Origin of the sequence: Paraglaciecola sp. (assembly GCF_039964565.1) — a bacterium.
Lineage (GTDB): Bacteria > Pseudomonadota > Gammaproteobacteria > Enterobacterales > Alteromonadaceae > Paraglaciecola.
Genome location: NZ_JBDVXF010000045.1, coordinates 116,321 through 137,470 on the forward strand (window position 1 = coordinate 116,321; position 21,150 = coordinate 137,470).

The window sequence follows — 21,150 nt, forward strand, 5'->3', positions numbered from 1 at the left end:
TAGAAAATTAATCCATTTATATGTCACTTTCTAAAGTTAAAGTCGCCGTTGTGGAAGACAATGGCATGGCACGCACTAACATCCGTAACCATTTATTGGATATGGGGTTTACGCAAATTAGCTGTTTTAGTAATGGCCGAGAATTAAAAAATAATTTAAAAAGTCAGCGTTTAGATCTTCTGCTGATGGACTTTCACCTTGGACAAAATAAAAACGGCGTAGAAGTAGTCCAAGACTTGCAAAAGCTTAAAAAAATCACCCACTCCACCTGTGTCATGTTTATTACCTCAGACCGTTTACCGCTAATCATTGGTCAGATAGTTGACGTTCACCCAGAAGCGTTGCTTGTCAAGCCTTACACAATTCGTAATTTGGTTAAGAATATTTCTAACTGTCTTGCCCTGCACCAATACTTAATGCCTGTGTTTGAAATGATGGATGAAGACGATTATCCACAAGCCTTGGTCCTTCTGGATCATTTGATTAAAGAAAATGAACACCCAAAGAAACGAAGTGCATTGACTAAATTGCGCGCTAGATTGTTAACCAAATTAGGACACTATTCTGAAGCGGCAGAGCTTTACAGAGCGATTTTGCAAAACTCTGATAAAGTAATTTGGGCCAAATGGGGCTTAATTCAAAATTTGTTTTTGGATGGCCATGTTGAGGAAAGTGAAACCTTATTACGAGAACTCACCGAGTCAGAATTAACCAATGACAAAGCGTGCGAATGGTTAGCGCGAATTAGTGTGAGTAATAATCAATATAATAAAGCTGAAAATTACATGCATAAGATCCGGGAAGGAGAACTATCGATTCCGGCTGCTCGTTTAAAGGCTTATATCTATCAAGCACAAGAAAGAGGCAACGAAGCCATCAGCTTGCTTGAAAAGAAACGCGAGTCTAATCGCTCTATACGCGAACGTTATGACGAAATATCGTTAGATCTGGCTAGATGTTACATTGGTGAAGCCGAACTAAGATCAAAATCCCAACGCACTTCAGATTTACAAGTTGCCAAATTTCTAATTGGAGCCGCTGGCAGAAAACTCTCTGATCCAAGTTTAACAGTCAGAAAAGACTATATGTTCGCGATGATCGCATTTATGGAGGGTAATGTAGAAAAAGCCAATGAAATACTGACCCGCCCTGGCATGAGTGAATTAGAAGATGCTGAAATATCCACAATTACCGACGCGGTCCAAGCATGGCGAAACTCCGGTGATACCGATAAAGCCAAAGAGTTTTTAAAACTAAGCCAAAAGAAATTAAAGGAAATAGAAGACGGTAACGAAAAAACAGTTTCAGGCATGTTGGTATCTAAGGGAGAAGATGCGATTGGAGAAAAACGACCTCAAGCACTTGAGTTTAATAAAGTGGGTTTACAAAAATACACCAGAAAAGATTATCAGGGTGCAACTGACGACTTTTATCAAGCTTACTTATTGTTTCCACGAGAACTCGCCTTCAGCCTCAATTTATTACAGGGTCTAGTTGATGCGGAATTACAATCCTACAAGAAGGTTCACACCTTAGAGTTTTTGGCTGAACTGCAAAACAGAGAACTAAATGAAGGCAATAAAAAACGACTAGATGAAATTGTAAGTCGCATCGCTAAGAAAAAAGACATTTATTACACCACCTCTGAAGATGCACAACAAAATGATGAAGAAGGCAAAGATGGCTCGAAGTAAAACAACACAAACATTGGGTTGTTTCCTATTCAAAGCGCAAAACTATATTTTATTGACTGGGCTTATATATCTTTGGTGTTTTTCATTACAGGCGCAGCAACAAAAAGTCGATAAAAAAGACGAACAATCAAAACTGTACTTCGATAAAGGAGAACAAGGCGGATGGGTACCTTTTAGAACAGGAGCAGAAACCGGTCGTCCCGGAGTATTGATTGAGTTAGCACAATCTATGCAACACCATTCTGGGATCGAATTTATTCCTGTTGACCTCCCATCGAAACGCGCCGAAAAAGCGCTTAAAGATGGTATTGTTGATTTCGATTTTGTATGTTTAGAATGGCTAAAAGGTGGTGAGCCAGGAGAGAACTATGTGACCACAGAGTCCTTTTTTGAAATTAATGAGTATTTAGTTACCCTCAAAAACAATCGACATTTGTTTGCTACTCGAGAATCAATGTTTGGTAAACCTGTTGGCACTATTGCTGGTTATTTCTATTTTGATGACCAACATTTTATTCGTACAGATTTTCTTAATGAAAGTCGGCTAATGTTAGGTTTAAAACGCGATCGCTTCAAAGTCATTATTATGGAACGAGAAACCGCAAAGCATTGGGCAAAACTTAACCAAACAGAAATTGGTTTTGCTGCTGTGCACTCTTCTGGCAACCTACTCATGAGAGTGCGAAAAGAAAACCAACATTTAGTTCCTAAATTGAACCAAACAATTAGGGCATTAAAATCTTCTGGAAAGTTAAAACAGATTTTGCAGAGTCACGGTGTTGAATCTAAAATTACCGGTTCTATTCTGGAATAGCCCAGATTATAAGAAGATATTGCAACACTGGTAGATAATACTTTGCCCCTATAAAATCCGCTTTATCAATTACGCCCAGAGCATTTTTATACCAATCATTATCAACACCACGCCACCTAAAAACTCCGCTTTGCTCTCAAGCCAAGTGCCACTTTTGACGCCAATAAACACCCCTAAATAACTAAAGATAAAAGTAGTGATCGCAATAATAAAACAAGCTAAAAAAGGGTTAATATCAAGTAGAGTCAAAGCAAAACCCGCAGCCATGGCATCAATACTTGTGGCGATAGCGAGAGTTAACAACACTCTATGAGTCACCTTTGTGAGATCTTCTTCGATGCCCTCAGAGAATGATTCGAAAATCATCTTTCCACCAATCAACACTAATAGTAAAAAAGAGACTATGGGAGCGTAAGACTCAACCCATCCCAACACACCTTTTCCGCCTAAATAGCCAATTAGTGGCATGAGTCCTTGAAACACGCCGAAATAAACCGACGCCAGCAGCGCTAGAAACATTGGACGAGTTTTTTGTTTAGAGCCTAGTCCAATGGACACGGCAAACGCATCCATACTCAAAGCAATAGCGAGAAGTAATACTTCAATCAATCGAAGTTAACCTTGATGATACTAAAGAGATAAATTGTAAAGTTAAATCGAAAGCAAATAAACGTTAGTTTCTTGGATGATTCATGCAATTACATAATAAACTCAATGAAAACCCACAGCGACTCGACGTTCTCATCGCGCACTATTTTATTTTAGTATATTCATTGTTTTACTAACGCTCATCCCAAAAAAAAGGCTTGATTGCTGTGAGCAATTCAAGCCTTTTAACATGAAATAACCTAGTTATATTGGATTTACTTAGACAAGTTATAATCCGTCAAAAAAACCTTATCGCCCGCTGCCCCTCCTACTCCAAATATGGCAATTTGGGTTAACTTAGATAAGTTAATTGGTATATCGGCGAGGTTAACACTGACCTCTGTCCAACTGCTGTTCACAGATAGCGGCACCTTAAATTCAGCACCGTCTACGATAAAGTCGAGGGTGTATTGTGAAAACGCGCCTTGCGCAGCAATTTTGAAATTAAGTGTGCTGAACTGAGCCACATCAAATTTGTATTCCTGCACGCTGCCATGAACATCACCCATCAAGGCCAATACTGCGCCCCAACCGCCACCACGAGTCAGTTCAAATGAACTTAAACCGTCGTAAGTTACGTCAGAAGCGAAAGATGTGCCCGTGGACCAGTCATTGATTGTCATGTTGCCATCATGGGCAAAGTCATCACCATCAAAAATCATGTCGGTTTGTTCTCCTGTCGAAGAAAAGAATACAAATTTATCACCCGAGCTATCTTTTACAGGACCTACTTTTCCAGTGTCGTAGGCAATTAAATCAGTGATATAAATATTCTGAGCAGCAGATCCGCCTTGGTACACACCAAACAACGCGACTTGACTGACATTAGATAAATTAATGCCATACATACCTAAGTCAATATCAATTTCATTCCATTGTGATGCATCCGCCAAACTGAAACCTACTTCTTGAGCGACTTCGTTATCGCCTATTTTTGACACAATAGACAAGGCATAACGTTCAAACCCACCTTCTGAAGCAACCTTCATTTTGATATTAGTGTATTGCGATAAGTCCACGTCGTAGTTATCAATGTTAGTACCATCAGAGATATCACCTTGTAAGGCGAGTACGGCGCCCCATGAGCCATTAGCGCTAAGTTGAATACCATCTAAACCGTCAAAAGTAGCATCAGATATAATCGTACCAGTGCTCCATTCGCCAAATATCACGTTACCCACATCGCTGAAATTATCGTCATCAACAATTAAATCAGAAGGAACACCCGCATCTGATGAAATAAACACAAAATCATCTTCGGTGCTGCTACCAAACTCTGTTGTACCTTCATTAAGTAAATGAAAGTCGGTCACGTAAATAGTTGAGATCCCCGCTTGACCGCCAATACCGTATACCGCAATCCAATCAACAGATGACAAGTTAATGTCAAGGTTAGCAGTATCTAGCGACACGGTTTGCCAAGTACTAATTGATTCATCTACCGGCAAACTAAACTCTTTGTTTACGCCATTACCAGAGATAGCAATTTTGTATCCTCCAGCATATGTGCCTGTTGTCGCTATTTTCAGCTCAATACGGTTGAACAAACTAAAATCGCCATTAATTCCATTTTGAAATGCAAGCACTGTACCCCAGTTTCCTGCCTCAGGTGAGTTAGCGCTAGAGGTCATTTCCCAACCAAGCACCCCCTCAAAAGCCACATCACTTTGAATGGTCGTCCCTGTGCTCCATTCGCCCACGGTATCAGGTGCAAAATCAATATCGCTTGCCTGTGTTGATGAAATCAGTACAAAGGTATCTTCAGCTACCGGAGCATCCCCGCCAGTGTCGCCTTGCAGTTTTACACTGACATCGTCGATGTAGACAACACCCGCTTCACCACCCAAATCGAAAAAGACACGGCTTTTATCATCGCCAAAACCCGTTAAGGTCATAGTGTAGCTAAATGTTTGCCACTCTCCCGTTAAAGAAACCGTTTCAACAACGTTACTCCAAGGTGAATAGTTAAGCCCAAGACCGGCAAGAATGGTACGGGCTGATGTTGTTTTCGCCTTAAAAGACAAAACATAAGTGGCATCTTGCACCAACGCCATAGGCTGGCTTAAATTAACGTCCCAAGGGTTACCCGCGGTCGCAATGTCTACCATATAAACATTGTTGTCACCTTCTTGAACAACATTTACTACGCCGTTCCAACCAGCGCCATTATTGTCGAATGAGCCGTTGTTGACTAACTCCTCACCCGGTACAGGATCATCGCCGTCATCGCCGTCATCACCGCCGTCATCTCCGTCACTTGCTACTAATTTGATATCATCATAATAAAATGTCCAATTAGCAGGGTCGTCTCCGGCTCCACCTTGAATGCCTAAGTCAAAAATAACAGTAACGGCTGGCACACCGCCACCACTTTGCCCCGTGAAGTCGAACTCAAGCTCTTCCCAACCAGAACCACTGTGAGTGACAGAACGCTCTGCATTCATGCCTTCAAGTTTAAACAGTACCGCTACTTCACGATCTGCCCAGACTTTCATACTAAATACCGAGCCCTGCTCAACAGTAAGCAAATTGTCCAATTCAATGGCAGTACCGCCCCAAGATTGCCCAGCAAACTTCTGCATTTTGACAATTTGTGCACTGCTGTTCATTCCCGAAATATCAGGATTTGGGATGACAGTAGACACACCACCGTCGAAGTTATTAAAGTTATATGAACCTGGATCGCTCTCAAAATCTAGGTCTAAGTCAGTGTATACAGGCGTCTGGGCATCACCTTCTAAAATAGTGACATTGTCGACTCTAAATACTGCACCTTCACCCTGCCCCCAGTCTGGAAATATCATGACGACATCGATGCCATTTAGATTTAGTCCGGCATTACTTAAGGTTTTTAACGACACACTGTAATGTTGCCATTCACTAGTCGGCGTTTCCAAAGGGATCACCACTTCTGTAGCGGCACCGCCCTGTTCTACTTTGAGGTTCCATCCAGCATTTGCATTGTTAGGAGGTGTCACCAACTTAAGATCAAACTCGAGCACACCTGTGTCTTCCATAGGTGAACCGTCGTATGGTGTTGGCACGTCTGCAAAGTTTGTATTAAAACCTAACACTGTTGGCTGGGCGCCAACCACAAACTCCACTACGTTTAAGTAGTCGCCGTCTTCATATTCAATTGTAGGAGTGGTTCCACCACAACAGTCCCATGCAGGCCAAGCTTCATTTACTGCCTCGTCAAAAATAATTAAATCCCGAGCAATGCCATCAGATGGAGCAATTGGCGTAGGCGCAGCGCCTTCATTTAAGGTCCCCCCTGCGTCAATCGACTCAAGATACCCATCGGTCACTGTTGCACAACCTTGCCCAGTTGCAGGATTAACTGAACATTCGTAAACCCTCACATAATCAATTTCAAACTTATTGGTACCATCAAAAGCAGATCCATCAATGCCACCTTGGTTAACATTTGAAGGCCAATCGCCACCCACGGCAAAGTTTAAAATCATGTGAAAACGTTCATCAAATGGAGAATTGTCATAATAATATTCGCCACCATCTTCGCGGTACCAGCCACGATGAGCTAATCCATCAGCATGGCCAGCAGTGTTATACGTCGCCTCAGATTTCAACTGAGTCTGATACAATACCCCGTCCACATACCAACGCATCTCTCCTTCTTCCCATTCGATGGCATAAGTATGAAAATCGTCAGCTGGGTTTTCACCACTTGGCAATAAATAGCTGTGTCCAGAACGGTCGTTATTTGGCCAACTTTCGCCATAATGTAATGTGCCGTGCACGGTTGATTCAACACCACCGTCATTTAACGGTACGCCTAAATTAACCGATTCAAAAATGTCAATTTCACCGGAATGTGGCCAACCGCCATAAGTGTTGTCTGTAGGTAACATCCAAATGGCTGGCCAAGAGCCTTGTCCCCTTGGAGCTTTAGCTCTTATTTCAAATCGACCATAAGTCCAATCGCCTTTTTCTTTTGAAACCATGCGTGCAGAACTATAAGGTAACGGTTGACCGCTTTCTGGCTTAGCGACAATTTTTAAGATGCCATCTTCCACATAGGAATTGTCAGCACTGTCGGTGTAACATTGTTGTTCGTTGTTGCCACCACCGTTACAGTTAACTTCGTGAGTCCACTTATTGCTGTCTATTGCAACACCGTCAAACTCGTCATTCCATACCAATTCCCAACCCGCAACGTCATTTTGCAATGTAGCGGTAAAACTTAGACTCGCACGTAGTAATTCAAAATCGACTCTAACCTGATGCGACTCGCCAGGCATAAGTTGTGTTATATCTACATCAAGGTAAGGCACACCTGCATCGGTGCTACCTTGAGCATTAACAACAGGCAAAGTAGCATCATCGATCAAGACGCGGAACGGCCCTTCAATGGCTTCTGGGCTAGTATTTTGAACTGTTACATAGGTAAAATAAACGCGATTAACTCGGTCTAATGCAGCGCGTGACTGAGTCAAGTTGACATCGCTATTCACATCTTCCCAACCCGCCAATGCGTATTCAGAAGACATCATTATAAGCGCGCAACAGGCTCCTTTTATGAGTTTTAAATGATTCATAATTTCCCTCTAAAGGTAAATATTAAATTTAGACAAACCTAATTACTCTCTGAAAATGCAGCAAAAACAGATTTGTCATGGGGAGAAAAATTCGATTAGTTGCGTTTTTTACGCATATACAAACCAATCAAACCTAAAGAAAAAAGACTGAGTGCAGCGGGCTCAGGCACACTTTGACTTGTGTTTTCAATCAAAGACACGCTGTTCAGTATGAAGGTCGAACCATAAGCATCTGAAAAGCCTTGAGCGTCTACACCAATATTCAATTGGAAATCTAAGAACCATCCGCCTTGGTTAACAAAAGAACTGTCTAATTCAAAAGACAATATTTGGCTGAACGCACCATCAATATCAGTAGGCGCATACAAAAAACCTAAAGCTCCGGTTTGATCGTAATAGTTACCAAGACCATCATTTAATCCGATCAAAAAATAATCGGCAATAAAGTCAGGGTCGTTGCTGGTAATTTCACTATCTAAGGCAAAATCTATTTCGAGTGAAAAAGTGCTATCTGCGGCGCCAGTAAAATCAAGCTCTTGATATAAAGTATTACCAAACCACGCTTCATCCAATGGAGTACCATTAAAATCACCTGCAGGGTCAAAATGATCGACGTTAATAGAGGCACTGCAATCACTGCCGTTATTTACCATGCCAAAATCATTGCCTAGTGACACGTCACCAAACCCATCCGTATCTTTTTGCCATCCTGAATAATCACAACTAGAAAAATCACCATTGACGATTGCACCACCAAAAGCATTTGAACTTCCTATACAAAGCGTTATTAACGTAAGACCTGTAGTTAGTTTCATTTTAATCCTATACATAAGTTAGATAACGTCCGAATAGCGTGTATTTATTTCGGTATACAAGTTGAACGCTTTACACATTCAGCTATTTTTTTAGTTAGCTACCCGAGACATTTGACGTTTTAATAGATCCCGCTAAAGGCGTAACCATAAAGGAGCTCTACCCCATTAGGTTGAATAACCGCTTAAAAACACACATTAAATTAACAGTTACTTAACAAGAAGTAGCGTAAGCCCAAGTAGTCTATACGCCCATACTTTTGCGCTAAAAAGGAGTGTTCAATAAGACAAGAAGGACTAAAACTTTGAGCATTTATTTTGCGGCACCATGAGAAGGACTTTTACCGCGATAAAGCGGACTCTACCTTTACAAATAAAATAAATCATAAAGTTGAAATGGGGTAAAAAAACTAAAATTTGAATCTGCCAAATACCTTAGTGATTCAAATCTCAACAACATACCATTTTGTATCGCACTTAAATACAGATTCGACTTGAAGGTTCTTATCTCACTCTATCGCTACAAATTAACTTTCGCCTGCCCTTAAAAATGAAATAAATGATTGCTACCAACCAGTTTTAACATTCAAATTTTACACCCGCTTATTTCAAATAAAACCATTCATAATTTTCACAATAGAAAATAAACCAATTAAATCAACATCATACAAACTGGCATATGGATTGCTTATAGTTTATGAATATTGGACGGGTGCATTTAACTTATTCACTGAGTCAATCACTTCTGAAACTTGAAGGAAAATTTAAAGTGAAACTTAAAATCTGTAAGAAAAAATTAGTGATTACAGCAGCAATGTTGAGCTTGTTAACTTTGCCAGCTGTTGCGGGTGGTAACGGCAATGCAGGGGAAAACAGTAATGCAGGTGGCAATGGAAATGGTGTCAGTAAAGGTTTATTGGGCCTTAATCTAGAAGAAGTTGTAACCACCTTAGATGCTTCAGAAATAACATCTTCTTTAGGGTTGCCGTCATTACCTGTACTTGACAGTATTTTTGAATTAGACAACGAAATACTAATCCAAGGGGCCAATGTTGGGCTGCTCAAGCAACTTATCAAAAAAATTGGCGGTGTAAGTACTCATGATTTGCCTTTGGTCAATGGTATCGGTATCCGTGTTTCAGACCTGCAATTGAAAATACTGAAAAAAATGCCAGGCGTGATTTCTATCACTGAAAACCAAGCGGTTTATACTTCTAGTGCCCTAGATCATTGTTTGGTATATGGAAGTCACGTTGTTGACCTAAGTTCGAATAAAATCCGTTGGAACATATACAACGCCAGAGACATGCAAGCTAATGCAAAAGAGATGACATTTAATTGGCCCGAGAGCTTAGGTAATGTGCGTTCTGTTAAATTTAATGGTTCAACCGTTTATTGGAGTTTATTTGGTCGTCACAATGGTGAGTTAACATTAGATGCCTATGACTTAAGACGTAATGGCAATCTCGATGCATTTGAAAGCGCTACAGTTGAGCTGACTTTTTCGCGTTCCAAAGCGAGAAATTACGACCAAGGTGATTTCTCAATGAATGTTGAATTTGAAGAAAATTGTGATCGCACTTTAGTGAAAGGTTATGACACTCAAGCCAATGATAACGACAGCAACAGTTATTTTGTCAATAACATTGGCGCCGATGAACTTCACGATAAGGGAATAACAGGTAAAGATGTAACTGTAGCCGTTATTGACAGTGGCCTTTGGGCTCAGCATCAAGCGCTAAATAAAAATACGAACAATAGAGACAGAATACTCGCAGCTTATGATGCGATAAGTGACAGTGAAGTTGCCCCTAACCAAATGACAGATGAAAATAGTCACGGTACACATATAACCGGGATTATTGCCAACAGTGATCGCGCTGTAGTCAACGGAAAAACCCGTAGTTTCTATCGCGGCGTTGCACCTGATGCAAACTTAGTTGTGGTCAAGGCATTTTACGAAGATGGACACAGTACCTATTTAGATGCGCTTCGCGGACTTCAATATATCGCTGATAATCACGAACAACATAATATTCGTGTAGTGAACTTGTCTTTTGGCGCGCCGCCGCGTTCAAATTATTGGGCAGACCCCATCAACCAAGCTGTAATGGGTTTGTGGGAAAAAGACGTAGTGGTAGTAACTTCTGCAGGTAACACTGGCCCGAAAGCAATGACTATTGGTGTCCCAGCTAACGTGCCTTATGTGATCAGTGTAGGAGCCATAAGTGATAACTACACACAAGACAACCCTAACGATGACACTTTATTGTCGTTTTCTTCACAGGGACCAACCCATGAAGCCTTTATCAAACCTGATTTGGTTGCTCCCGGTGGACATATGTTTAGTTTGGCCAATGAAGATATGTATGTACCCAGTAAATTTCCACAGTACATGGTAGGCGATGACCGTTTTATTATGTCTGGCACGTCTCAAGCGTCAGGTGTCGTCAGTGGTGTGGTTGCGTTAATGTTGCAAAACGATCCTAGTTTAAGTGCCAATGATGTGAAATGTCGCTTGATGAGCAGTACCACTATGGCGCAAGTAGATGGAAGATTAGCTTACAGTCCATTCCAACAAGGTTCTGGAAGTATTAATGCGATTAAAGCAATCGAATCTGCGAGAACAGGTTGTGCCAACAACGGTATGGACATTGCTGCAGACTTAAGCGGTGAGCAGCACTACATGGGCGCGGCTCGTATGGACGAAAACGGAAACTATTATATTAAAGGTTTCGAATTCGAAGTATGGGAAGAAGCGTTCATGTGGGATGAAGCATTCATGTGGGACGAAGCGTTCATGTGGGATGAAGCATTCATGTGGGACGAAGCATTCATGTGGGATGAAGCATTCATGTGGGACGAAGCGTTCATGTGGGATGAAGCATTCATGTGGGACGAAGCGTTCATGTGGGATGAAGCATTCATGTGGGATGAAGCTCATATGAATCAAGAAAACTTTATGTTACAAGAATAAGCAGAGCATCAATATTTAGCCGCCATACTCTTGGGTTTATCCCTTTAGTCTTGGCGGCTTATTTGTATTTCCCCAACCTCAACACTATACCCATCGATAATATAAGCTCATACAAGGCCAGCCATCCTCTGAATGTTTTGCTTTAAACAAATCTGCCTCCTTACGCCCAGATACGCAAAGTTTATCGTAAGAATCGCTATATGTTGGCATCACAAGGCCTTTGCGTTAATCTAGCTTCCTAAATTAAAAAATAAGACGTCATTTGCGTATGTTTACAAATGGAAAATTTTGGTTTGTATTTTTCCTTTCTTGCTGCCTTAAAATCCCACCAGCTTACAGTAGCAATTTTAGCTTTACACCGAGTGAACTGAGTAACCAATTATCCCAAAAAACAGTACGCCAAATATACCAAGACAATACTGGATACATGTGGGTTGTCACCCAAGAAGGTGTCAGTCGATATGATGGCTATCAGATACTTAGTTTTGTGCACGATTCCCGCAAATCCGACTCACTCAGTTCTGACAATGTGCGTGCCGTACTGGAAGACAATCAGAAACGCTTATGGCTCGCCACAGACGGCGGCGGACTGAACTTATACAATTCAGCAAAACAAACATTTTCTGCATGGAAGCAAGGGACTGATCTAGAAAAGACACCAAGTTCTAACCGTATTAGAAGTTTGACCTTAGATAAACTAGGTTTTATTTGGCTAGGTTATAACAATGGCAATTTTAGCCGCATGAATCCGAACGATATGACGTTCGAACACTTTGAAACCCGCACTCTTTTGCCAAATTTAGATAAAAATGCAGCCATTACCGCAATGATTGAAGATGGCAGCGACCTATGGCTAGCAACAGACGGTAATGGCTTACTCAAGCTAAATACGCAAGATAACCACCTCACTCGTATTCACAGTAACTCCGCTGAAGCACTGTTTAGTGATCGATTAACCGAACTATTTATCGACGTTCAACAGCGTCTTTGGTTAGCCAGTTATGATGCCGGAGTGAGTGTATTGGATGCACAGCGAAATAAGTTTACTACTTTTCGACATGATGAAGCACAACCCAACAGCCTTGCCAGTAACCTTGTCCATACTATTTATCAAGATCAACACCAACGACTATGGTTTGGTACTGAGGCAGGAGCAAGTTTGTGGGACGGAAACAATAAATTTAGCACTTTTAATATGGATGACGGGCTGAGCGATAATAAGGTTCTTTCGATTTTACAAGACCCATCAGGGTTATTGTGGTTTGGCACCTTTAACGGCATAAGTAAAAGTATAGAAATCCCCTTTGTGCACATAGAAGCTGGCTTGGCCAGTAAAGTTGTATTGGGATTTGCTGAAACATTATCTTCACAAGGTGAACGTTCTATTTGGGTTGCCAGCTACGGAGGGATCACCCAGTTAAATAGTAAAGGTGAAATAAAGCAAGTTATCAATAAAAACAGCGTACCAGCGCTACGCGATGCGCGAATAATGACAGTGCGTGGCAATAACAACATATTGTGGTTTGGCTCACGTAATGGCGGCTTAGGGAGATTAAATGTCGACAACATGCAGTTGGATTATTATGTCCATGACCCTGAAAATCCTAATAGCTTAAGTTTCAACGGTGTCACTAATATTCTTCCAGATCGCGAAGGCAATCTTTGGGTGGGAACCTTCGGTGGAGGTTTAAATTTTCTCGCAGCAGGAAGCAATGACTTTGTGCATTATCGCTTTGACGATACCAACCCTAGAAGTCTAAACAGTGACCGAGTATTGGCTGTCTACCAATTAGTCGACGGCACTATAGTAGTTGGCACAGTCTTAGGTATTAATATGTTAGATCACAAGAGATTGGATTTTGATCATATTGAACACCAACCAGATGACTTTGATAGTTTGTCGGCGTCTATGGCTTGGACATTTTACCAAGATCCCAAAGCGCAACTCTGGGTCGGAACCCAAGGAGGTGGCTTAAATAAATGGTTACCTCAAGATTTTTCTGCTTTAAAAAATAAATTTGAACACTATGATAGTTTCAGTGGCCTACCAAGCAGTCATATTTACTCCATTCTTGATGATAATAAAGGCCATTTATGGTTAAGCAGCACTGCAGGGTTAACACGGCTTAACCCTGAGACCGGAAAGATGCGTCACTTTGATACCTCTCAAGGTTTAAAAAACAGTGAATTTAACTTTGGCGCTGGCTTCAAAGATAGCCAAGGCATTATGTACTTTGGGGGAAACACTGGCTTAGTGCGGTTTCATCCAGACGACATTAAAGACAATGCAGTAATACCTCCAGTTGTGCTGGTTCGCATTAAAAAACTCAATGAACAGGTATGGTTTGACCAACCTTATCAACACTTAGAAAAGTTAAAACTGAGTTACAAAGACTACTTTATATCGTTCGAGTTTTCGGCCCTAGATTTTAATTCACCGGGTCAAAACGAGTATCGCTATAAACTTGAAGGATTGGATCCCCATTGGATTGAATTAGAACATAGACGCCTAGCAACCTTTACAAATTTACCCGCTGGTGAATATGTCCTCAAAGTACAAGCCAGTAACAATCAAGGACTATGGAATACCCAAGGGGTAGCGTTACCAATTGAAGTATTGCCCCCACCATGGAAAACCCTTTGGGCTTATAGCCTCTATGGCTTATGTGTACTGTTAATTATCATTAATTTTGTGTGGCGCTATCGCCGCAAGCGTCAACTTGAAATGCAACAAGTAATCGAGTTGGAAGAAAAAGTAGCAGAGCGTACCAAAGAATTACGTAATGCTAATACCCAACTTGAACATGCCATGGAAGAAACCGAAAAAGCCCGGCGTCTTGCAGAACAAGCAAGCAAAGAAAAAGGTGATTTTTTAGCCATCATGAGTCACGAAATACGTACTCCAATGAATGGCGTGTTAGGTATGACCGAGGTGTTATTAAGCTCAGACTTGAAACCAAAACAGCAACACTTTGCGCAATTAGTGTATCGCTCGGGCAGGTTATTACTCGATTTACTGAATAATATTTTAGACTTTTCAAAATTAGAAGCGGGAAAAGCTACTTTAGAATCTGTGCCTGTTGACCTAGAAGCGTTGCTAGAAGATGTATGTGACTTATTCAGCGAATCGGCCTATAACAAAGGCTTGAACATTAACGCCATATTATCGGCTGTCCCTTTACCACAAGTGTATGGCGACCCTGCCAGATTGCGCCAAATAATCGCAAACCTAACCAGTAACGCGATAAAGTTTACCGAACGTGGCGAAGTGAACCTCAGTGTGACCATGACCGAGTGTTTCAGTAAAAGTCCTCAGAGAATCGCCAGTAGCGACAATTACAGGGGGATTATTTTTAGCGTACAAGACACTGGAATCGGCATGGCGCCAGATCGTCAGCAAAAAGTATTCGAGATGTTCACCCAAGCAGATGCCTCTACTACCCGAAAATATGGCGGCACGGGTTTAGGCTTAGCTATTTGTAAACAACTCACCGCTTTAATGAATGGCACTTTGAAGGTGCAATCAAACATTGGAGAGGGCAGCCGCTTTAGTTTAGAAGTGGATTTACCATTGATAGAAAATTCGTTAATCGAACCTCAATCAATTCCTGATTGCCCCACTGTACATCTCGTTAATTTGCCAAATGGTCTGGGTAAATCTATCGAAACTATGCTAGCGAAGTTAAATATTAGTACAGTGCACGTGTCGCGGATCAAAACAGAATTGGCCACCGCAAAAAATGGTTTATGGATCAGCCAAGCAGAACATCAACATAGTATACAAGAATCTGGGATTGCTTTAGATAATTGGATATGTTTGTTACCTACTTCACAATGGCAAGAAAACGATACCCGTAATATTTTACCCCTTCCAGTGAATGGCAGAGGCTTACAAAATAGCTTGTACCGCGCCTTAGGTATTGAAAATGAAGTTCAAAAACGTCTCGACGAGAATCATTCAAATCATCAATATTTTAATGCCAATATTCTAGTCGCAGAAGATAGCCTAACCAATCAAGAAGTAGCTAAAAGCATGTTAGGGCTTTTAGGCTGCGAAATATGGCTAGCGGATAATGGTGCCGAAGCCGTTGAACAGGTCAATTTGAAGCAACCGGATTTAATTTTAATGGATTGCCAAATGCCGGTAATGGATGGATATGCAGCAGCCAAAGCAATCCGCCAAAATTGGCCTGAGATCCCAATTATCGCCCTTACAGCAGGTATGGGAGATAACCTGCGCCAGCAATGTATTGATGCAGGCATGAATGAGGTCATGTCTAAACCCTACTCTTTGCAAGAGTTAGAACAGACTCTACTGCGCTTTTTACCCGTAACAGAAAATCCAAATTACTCAGACTCAAAACAGTCACAAGAATCACAACTAATTACTGATTCCCAAGGGCGTGCTCTAGTCATTGATGAGCAAGACCCAGCTACTGAGCAAACCTTGTTAGATATGAGCACAGTAGACACGTTATTGAAAATATCCAAAGACACGGGGAATCCAGTATTCAATCGAGTACTGGATGCGTTTATTCAAGAATCACAGAAATTAGTCGCCCAACTTAATGAGCAAAGTAACGCAGATGAGCCTAATTTTAGCGAGATTGGTGAAACGGCCCATGCACTAAAATCTATGGCAGGAAATTCAGGGGCGAAAGCCTTATTTGAACTTTGCAAGGAGCTTGAAGAACAAATGAAAAATTCTCAAGCTGACAACATTGTGTCCTTGACGCAACGCGTTCAGGCAACATTGGTTATCAGTTGTGAGAAATTGGAGCAATTTAAATATGTCGAGTGATGTGAAAACCAAGATTTTGATCAGCGATGATGATCTCACAGCACGGATCTTAATGAAAGAAACCTTAAGCAGCGATGTTCTTGAAGTCATCGAGGCTGCAAACGGTAAACAGGCTATTGAGCAATTCGAAAAGCATCACCCGGCTTTGTTGTTACTCGATGTGTCTATGCCTGAAATGAACGGTTTTGAGGTATGCGAAACTATTCGCGCACATAAAGATGGCAAACACATTCCAATTATAATGGTGACGGGTTCGGACGATATCGCGTCAATACATAAGTCATATGCAGTGGGGGCAACGGATTTTATCGCGAAACCTATAAAATGGCCGATTCTGGGTGAGCGAGTTAAGTATATTTTGCGGGCTAGTCAAGCTTTTGAAGACTTAGTGACGCAACAACAAGAGTTACATCAATTAGCCTTTTATGACACCTTAACCGGATTACCTAATCGTCAGTATCTAATGCAAGATTTGCAGCGTTATTTAGCCATGGCTAAACGTAATAACTATCAAGCTGCGATGTTGTATATTGACCTTGATCGTTTCAAACGTATCAACGATACCATGGGCCACAGTTACGGTGATAAGTTACTGCGTAAAGTAGCGCTGCGCTTACAGGCAAACTTACGAGACAGTGATATGTGCGCCCGCACCACTAAAGACTCTGAATCTCAGGCGACGCAGTTATCCAGTTTTGGAGGGGACGAATTTACTATCTTTCTAAGTCGCCTAAATAACTCTAACGAAGCGATGTTGGTGGCTGAAAGAGTGATCCGTAGCTTTAGCACTCCCTTCCAATTGGAACAATTTGAAGTGGTGATCACACCAAGCATCGGCATTTCAGTATTTCCTCACGATGGTGAAGATGCCGAAAGCTTACTTAAAAATGCTGATACAGCCATGTACTTTGCTAAGGAGTCTGGCCGCTGTTGTTATCGTTTCTATCAAGACTCTATGAACTCTAAAGCCGCGGCTCGGTTACAACTAGAGCAAGACTTACGTAAGGCATTGGACAATAATGAGGTGGTCCCATTCTACCAACCACAGGTGTGTGCCCAAACAGGCCGTATCTTAGGAGTAGAAGCTTTGGCCAGATGGCAGAAACCTCAAGGACAACCAATCTTTCCTGACGAATTTATTCCTATCGCTGAAGAAACGGGAATGATCATCAAATTAGGTCAACAGATACTCTATCATGCTTGCCAACAAGCCAAAAATTGGCAACAAAGCGGTCATGCTATTCGCGTAGCGGTGAACGTATCAGGACATCAATTTAAGCAACCTGATTTTCCAAACGTTGTAAAAAAAGTACTCGAAACATTTCAACTTCCAGCCTCCTTGTTGGAATTAGAACTGACTGAATCAGTCATTATGAGTGACGCGGAAGAAAACATTGCGCGATTAAAAGAGCTCAAAGCACTAGGGGTAACCTTAGCAGTTGACGATTTTGGTACTGGTTACTCGTCTTTAAGTTATTTAAAGAAATTTCCCATTGATATTCTTAAAATTGATCGATCTTTTATGTGTGATATCAATTCACCACCGGATGATATCGCGATAGTCGAGGCTATCTTAGCACTAGCTACGAGCTTAAATTTGGGTGTAATAGCTGAAGGCATTGAATACAGCGGGCAGATCACCACTTTACAAAACACCAAAAACCTTCTTTTGCAGGGATATTTATTCTCACGTCCCATGGCCTCGGAATTTATTTCTCCTTTACTTCAACAAAACTTCAACCACTTGATGCCGTAATAATGATTAAACAAACGCCACACATTCCAGCTGCTTTTGAAGATGTTGAAGTGATCTTATTATATGTAGAAGCAGCAGCGCGCCCAAAGGTTGCAGAGTTATTACAACACTTAGCCAGTTCCCAATATAAGATTGAGGTGATTACCCTAACGGCAGAGTTTATGGCGCGCGCTGTACAGCAGCAATCCCTGCCGCTTTTAATGATTTGTCAAAATTTGGATCATGCCTTAGCGTTGAATTCAAAATTTGGATTAGCTGATTGCAATCTATTTTGGTTGCCTGCTGAAACTCAAGGATGGCACGTGAATCAGTTACCCTCTAAACATCAAGTAGTGGATTGGCGAGCGTTTGGGGTTATTGACCTATTGCTACAACTAGTACAACAACAAACTCAGGCGTTTCAAGAAAAATTGTATGCACAGCACAAGTTGGCGCTGTTATCGAATTGTCTAGGAGATCTATCACTTACTCTGAGCCCCCAAGGTAACATAGTTGATATTAACCTTAAGTTGAGCGGGTTATTGCAAAACCATGGAATCACTGCCATGGGTCAGAATTGGCTAGAAAGTTTACATATACCCTCAACTACGGCTCAAACCCGCATGCAGCAAACTTTGGCAGACTTGAAACATACTCATGCTATGACGCGGTTACCGCCTTTCCCTATCCAGTTAGAAAACACGGTCATGATGGTGGATGGCTTTGTCGGTTCTTTGCCAAGGGAAGAGAGCTTACTGATTTTACGTCAAGTCGCCAGCTGGGAGAGTCATGAATGGCACGAACAACTTAGCCAACAAACGACTGCTGTTACCTTACTGTTGATTAATCCCGATGACTTTTCTGATTTTAACCGCTCTCATGGTCGAGAAATGGGCGATCAAGTTTTAAGGGAGATTATTCAAGGTATTGCCAAAATCTTACGTAACGACGACTTTGCAAGTCGTTTTAGCGGCGCCGTATTTGCCGTTCATTTGCCTGATACAAATGAGCAACAAGGGCAAGTTTTAGCGGCACGTATGTTACAAGTGTTGCGTACTCAAAGGTTTTCAAAAAGCAAAGTTAAACTAGAATTTAGTCTAGGACTCGCCACATTAGAAGCCGAAGAACAGCTGGGCGAACAGTCACAGCTGGAGTTATTTCGTCGCGCCAATGCAGCTTTGCAAGCAGCGCGAAGTGTAGGTGGTGGTAAATTGGTGAGTTGGCAACCTCAATTTGACGCCAACATTCTGGCTAACCTAGATCGTATGAGCGGCAAATTTTCTGAAGCGCCCAATGATGATTTTAGATTGATGAATTTACAATGGGATATTATTCGTTTGATAGGTAACACCCATTCGTTACAAGGTTTTTCGTCGCAACTTTGTCAGTTATTAAATTCTGGATTACAAAGCGAGTTTGTTGGCCTATATTTACCACAAAGTGGTCATTTAACTCATTTAGCAAGTAGTACAACCAACGCTGAGGTAGCGGTTCAAAAAATTCACAGCAGAATACAAAACAGCATTAGTCTGCAGTCCCTTGATAGTTATGAAACTCAGACCAACACGACACTTTTATCTTACCAAAATATCATCATTCCTCTTACTACTCGCGAACAATGTTTAGCCATTTTAGTGGTGTGTTGGCGACCCGAAGTGAATCTTGAAATCCACAAATCTAGCGAGCAACTTGAACAAATCTCTCCCAATTTAGCCGCGGCTCTTGAGCGTATTATTCTTCTTGAACAAGAAAAAAATAGAAATACCTCAGCTGAAAAAGATAATGGAGATGGACACGAGTTAATTTTTAAGTCCGCCGCGATGCGTACTTTAATGCATCAAGTGCAACTTGTTGCGCCAACCGACGCAACAGTGTTAATCACTGGTGAGTCGGGTACCGGCAAAGAAGTGATCGCTGAACAACTTCACTACCAAAGTTTACAGCCGGATAAACCTTTTATCACCCTTGATTGCTCAACTATTGTCGGGCATTTAATTGAAAGTGAGTTATTTGGTCATAGAAAAGGCGCATTTACAGGAGCAATCAATAATCAGCCAGGAAAAATTGCACAAGCGGACGGTGGCACGCTATTTTTGGACGAAGTGGGTGAGCTTCCTTTAGATATCCAGTCAAAATTATTACGATTTGTGCAGGAAAAAACCTATATTGCTGTAGGTGATCAACGAGTTAGAAAAGTAGATGTGCGCTTGATCCTTGCGACCAATCGCGATTTACCAGAGGAAGTCACCGCAGGACGTTTTCGCGCAGACTTGTATCATCGTATCAACGTATTTACGCTAAATTTACCCACACTCCATCAACGCGGTGAAGACCCACTGTTACTGTGTCGGCATTTTTTAAGAAAATTTAGCCAACAATATAAAAAAGACATCAGCGACTTTTCCGAAACTGCGGTGTACAAATTGCAAAATTACACTTGGCCAGGAAACGTTCGCGAACTCAAAAATTGCATGATGCGCGCCGTAATACTGTGTTCGGGCCAATATATCGAGACAGAACATTTGCTGTTACAGCAACACAAGGTAATCAACAGCAGTGTAACTACCCCCTTGACCAATACTTCGATTGTTGCGCCGGATCTTTCAAGCAGCACTGCGTTGAATTCAGACCACTGTGTGCAAATAACGAATTTGTTGGCTAACTTAGTGGATCTTGCAAGCCAACAAACGGAGTTATTTTCTGTCCGTGACTGGTTAGAAAAACAATGGTTAGCACAATGCCTAGACAAATGGGGAAGTTTGTATCAAGTCGCGCAGCGACTTAACCAATCAGAATCCACGACACGGCGACGTTTCGCCAAGCTCGAGACCCAAGTATTTGAATTGCCTCTATTGCAGCCTTTTTCAGAAGATTGTACTCAACTTTTCGAAACGATATTACGCAATCAATCTCATAATACATTTTGGCAAACTATAGAAGATTCATTACATTCCATAGTGTTGCAACGAGATATTAGTCAACAACACAAAGCCAAACTACTCAACGTTACACAACCCACGTTACGTAAAATTATTCAAAAGACTCAATCAGTCAATTAGCAAGCATTTTTTCGAGGGCCAATGGGCGTACCACTATTTTAAGCAAAGTTA

9 protein-coding genes are annotated in these 21,150 nt (G+C 41.5%); 6 read left to right on the top strand and 3 right to left on the bottom strand.

Going from position 1 to position 21,150, the window contains the following annotated elements:
• Positions 1-20 precede the first annotated feature (20 nt).
• Both ABJK37_RS22380 and ABJK37_RS22385 read left to right on the top strand, forming a co-directional pair.
• Positions 21-1,694, top strand: a complete 1,674-nt coding sequence (locus ABJK37_RS22380) for a response regulator (RefSeq protein ID WP_348358454.1) — start codon at positions 21-23, stop codon at positions 1,692-1,694.
• Positions 1,681-2,508, top strand: a complete 828-nt coding sequence (locus ABJK37_RS22385) for a transporter substrate-binding domain-containing protein (RefSeq protein ID WP_348358456.1) — start codon at positions 1,681-1,683, stop codon at positions 2,506-2,508. Before ABJK37_RS22380 ends, ABJK37_RS22385 begins: the two co-directional genes overlap by 14 nt.
• A gap of 69 nt (positions 2,509-2,577) precedes the next feature.
• Here ABJK37_RS22385 and ABJK37_RS22390 read toward each other — a convergent pair whose 3' ends face one another.
• The 3 genes from ABJK37_RS22390 to ABJK37_RS22400 form a co-directional block, all read right to left on the bottom strand.
• On the bottom strand, positions 2,578-3,117 hold the full coding sequence (locus tag ABJK37_RS22390; protein WP_348358458.1) for a manganese efflux pump MntP family protein: 540 nt from the start codon (positions 3,115-3,117) through the stop codon (positions 2,578-2,580).
• 254 nt (positions 3,118-3,371) lie between these two features.
• On the bottom strand, positions 3,372-7,715 hold the full coding sequence (locus tag ABJK37_RS22395) for a family 16 glycosylhydrolase (protein WP_348358460.1): 4,344 nt from the start codon (positions 7,713-7,715) through the stop codon (positions 3,372-3,374).
• Between the two features lie 95 nt (positions 7,716-7,810).
• Entirely contained in the window at positions 7,811-8,530 is a 720-nt protein-coding gene (locus ABJK37_RS22400; protein ID WP_348358462.1) for a PEP-CTERM sorting domain-containing protein, read from the bottom strand.
• Positions 8,531-9,296: 766 nt separating this feature from the next.
• Here ABJK37_RS22400 and ABJK37_RS22405 point away from each other — a divergent pair.
• From ABJK37_RS22405 to ABJK37_RS22420, 4 genes are all read left to right on the top strand, one after another.
• On the top strand, positions 9,297-11,504 hold the full coding sequence (locus tag ABJK37_RS22405; protein ID WP_348358464.1) for a S8 family peptidase: 2,208 nt from the start codon (positions 9,297-9,299) through the stop codon (positions 11,502-11,504).
• 268 nt (positions 11,505-11,772) lie between these two features.
• Entirely contained in the window at positions 11,773-16,305 is a 4,533-nt protein-coding gene (locus tag ABJK37_RS22410; protein WP_348358827.1) for a two-component regulator propeller domain-containing protein, read from the top strand.
• Positions 16,295-18,061 carry an EAL domain-containing protein gene (locus ABJK37_RS22415; RefSeq protein WP_348358466.1) on the top strand — a complete coding sequence of 589 codons (1,767 nt, stop codon included), beginning with the start codon at positions 16,295-16,297 and terminating at the stop codon, positions 18,059-18,061. The genes ABJK37_RS22410 and ABJK37_RS22415 overlap by 11 nt, the downstream gene beginning before the upstream one ends.
• A gap of 2 nt (positions 18,062-18,063) precedes the next feature.
• On the top strand, positions 18,064-21,099 hold the full coding sequence (locus tag ABJK37_RS22420) for a sigma 54-interacting transcriptional regulator (RefSeq protein ID WP_348358468.1): 3,036 nt from the start codon (positions 18,064-18,066) through the stop codon (positions 21,097-21,099).
• Positions 21,100-21,150 lie beyond the last annotated feature (51 nt).

What these genes read in the sequence shown, in the direction of transcription:
- ABJK37_RS22410 (WP_348358827.1), top strand. Translation starts at nt 11,773, where the DNA reads ATGTTTACAAATGGAAAATTTTGGTTTGTATTTTTCCTTTCTTGCTGC.
- ABJK37_RS22400 (WP_348358462.1), bottom strand. Translation starts at nt 8,530, where the DNA reads ATGAAACTAACTACAGGTCTTACGTTAATAACGCTTTGTATAGGAAGT.
- ABJK37_RS22395 (WP_348358460.1), bottom strand. Translation starts at nt 7,715, where the DNA reads ATGAATCATTTAAAACTCATAAAAGGAGCCTGTTGCGCGCTTATAATG.
- ABJK37_RS22415 (WP_348358466.1), top strand. Translation starts at nt 16,295, where the DNA reads ATGTCGAGTGATGTGAAAACCAAGATTTTGATCAGCGATGATGATCTC.
- ABJK37_RS22380 (WP_348358454.1), top strand. Translation starts at nt 21, where the DNA reads ATGTCACTTTCTAAAGTTAAAGTCGCCGTTGTGGAAGACAATGGCATG.
- ABJK37_RS22385 (WP_348358456.1), top strand. Translation starts at nt 1,681, where the DNA reads ATGGCTCGAAGTAAAACAACACAAACATTGGGTTGTTTCCTATTCAAA.
- ABJK37_RS22420 (WP_348358468.1), top strand. Translation starts at nt 18,064, where the DNA reads ATGATTAAACAAACGCCACACATTCCAGCTGCTTTTGAAGATGTTGAA.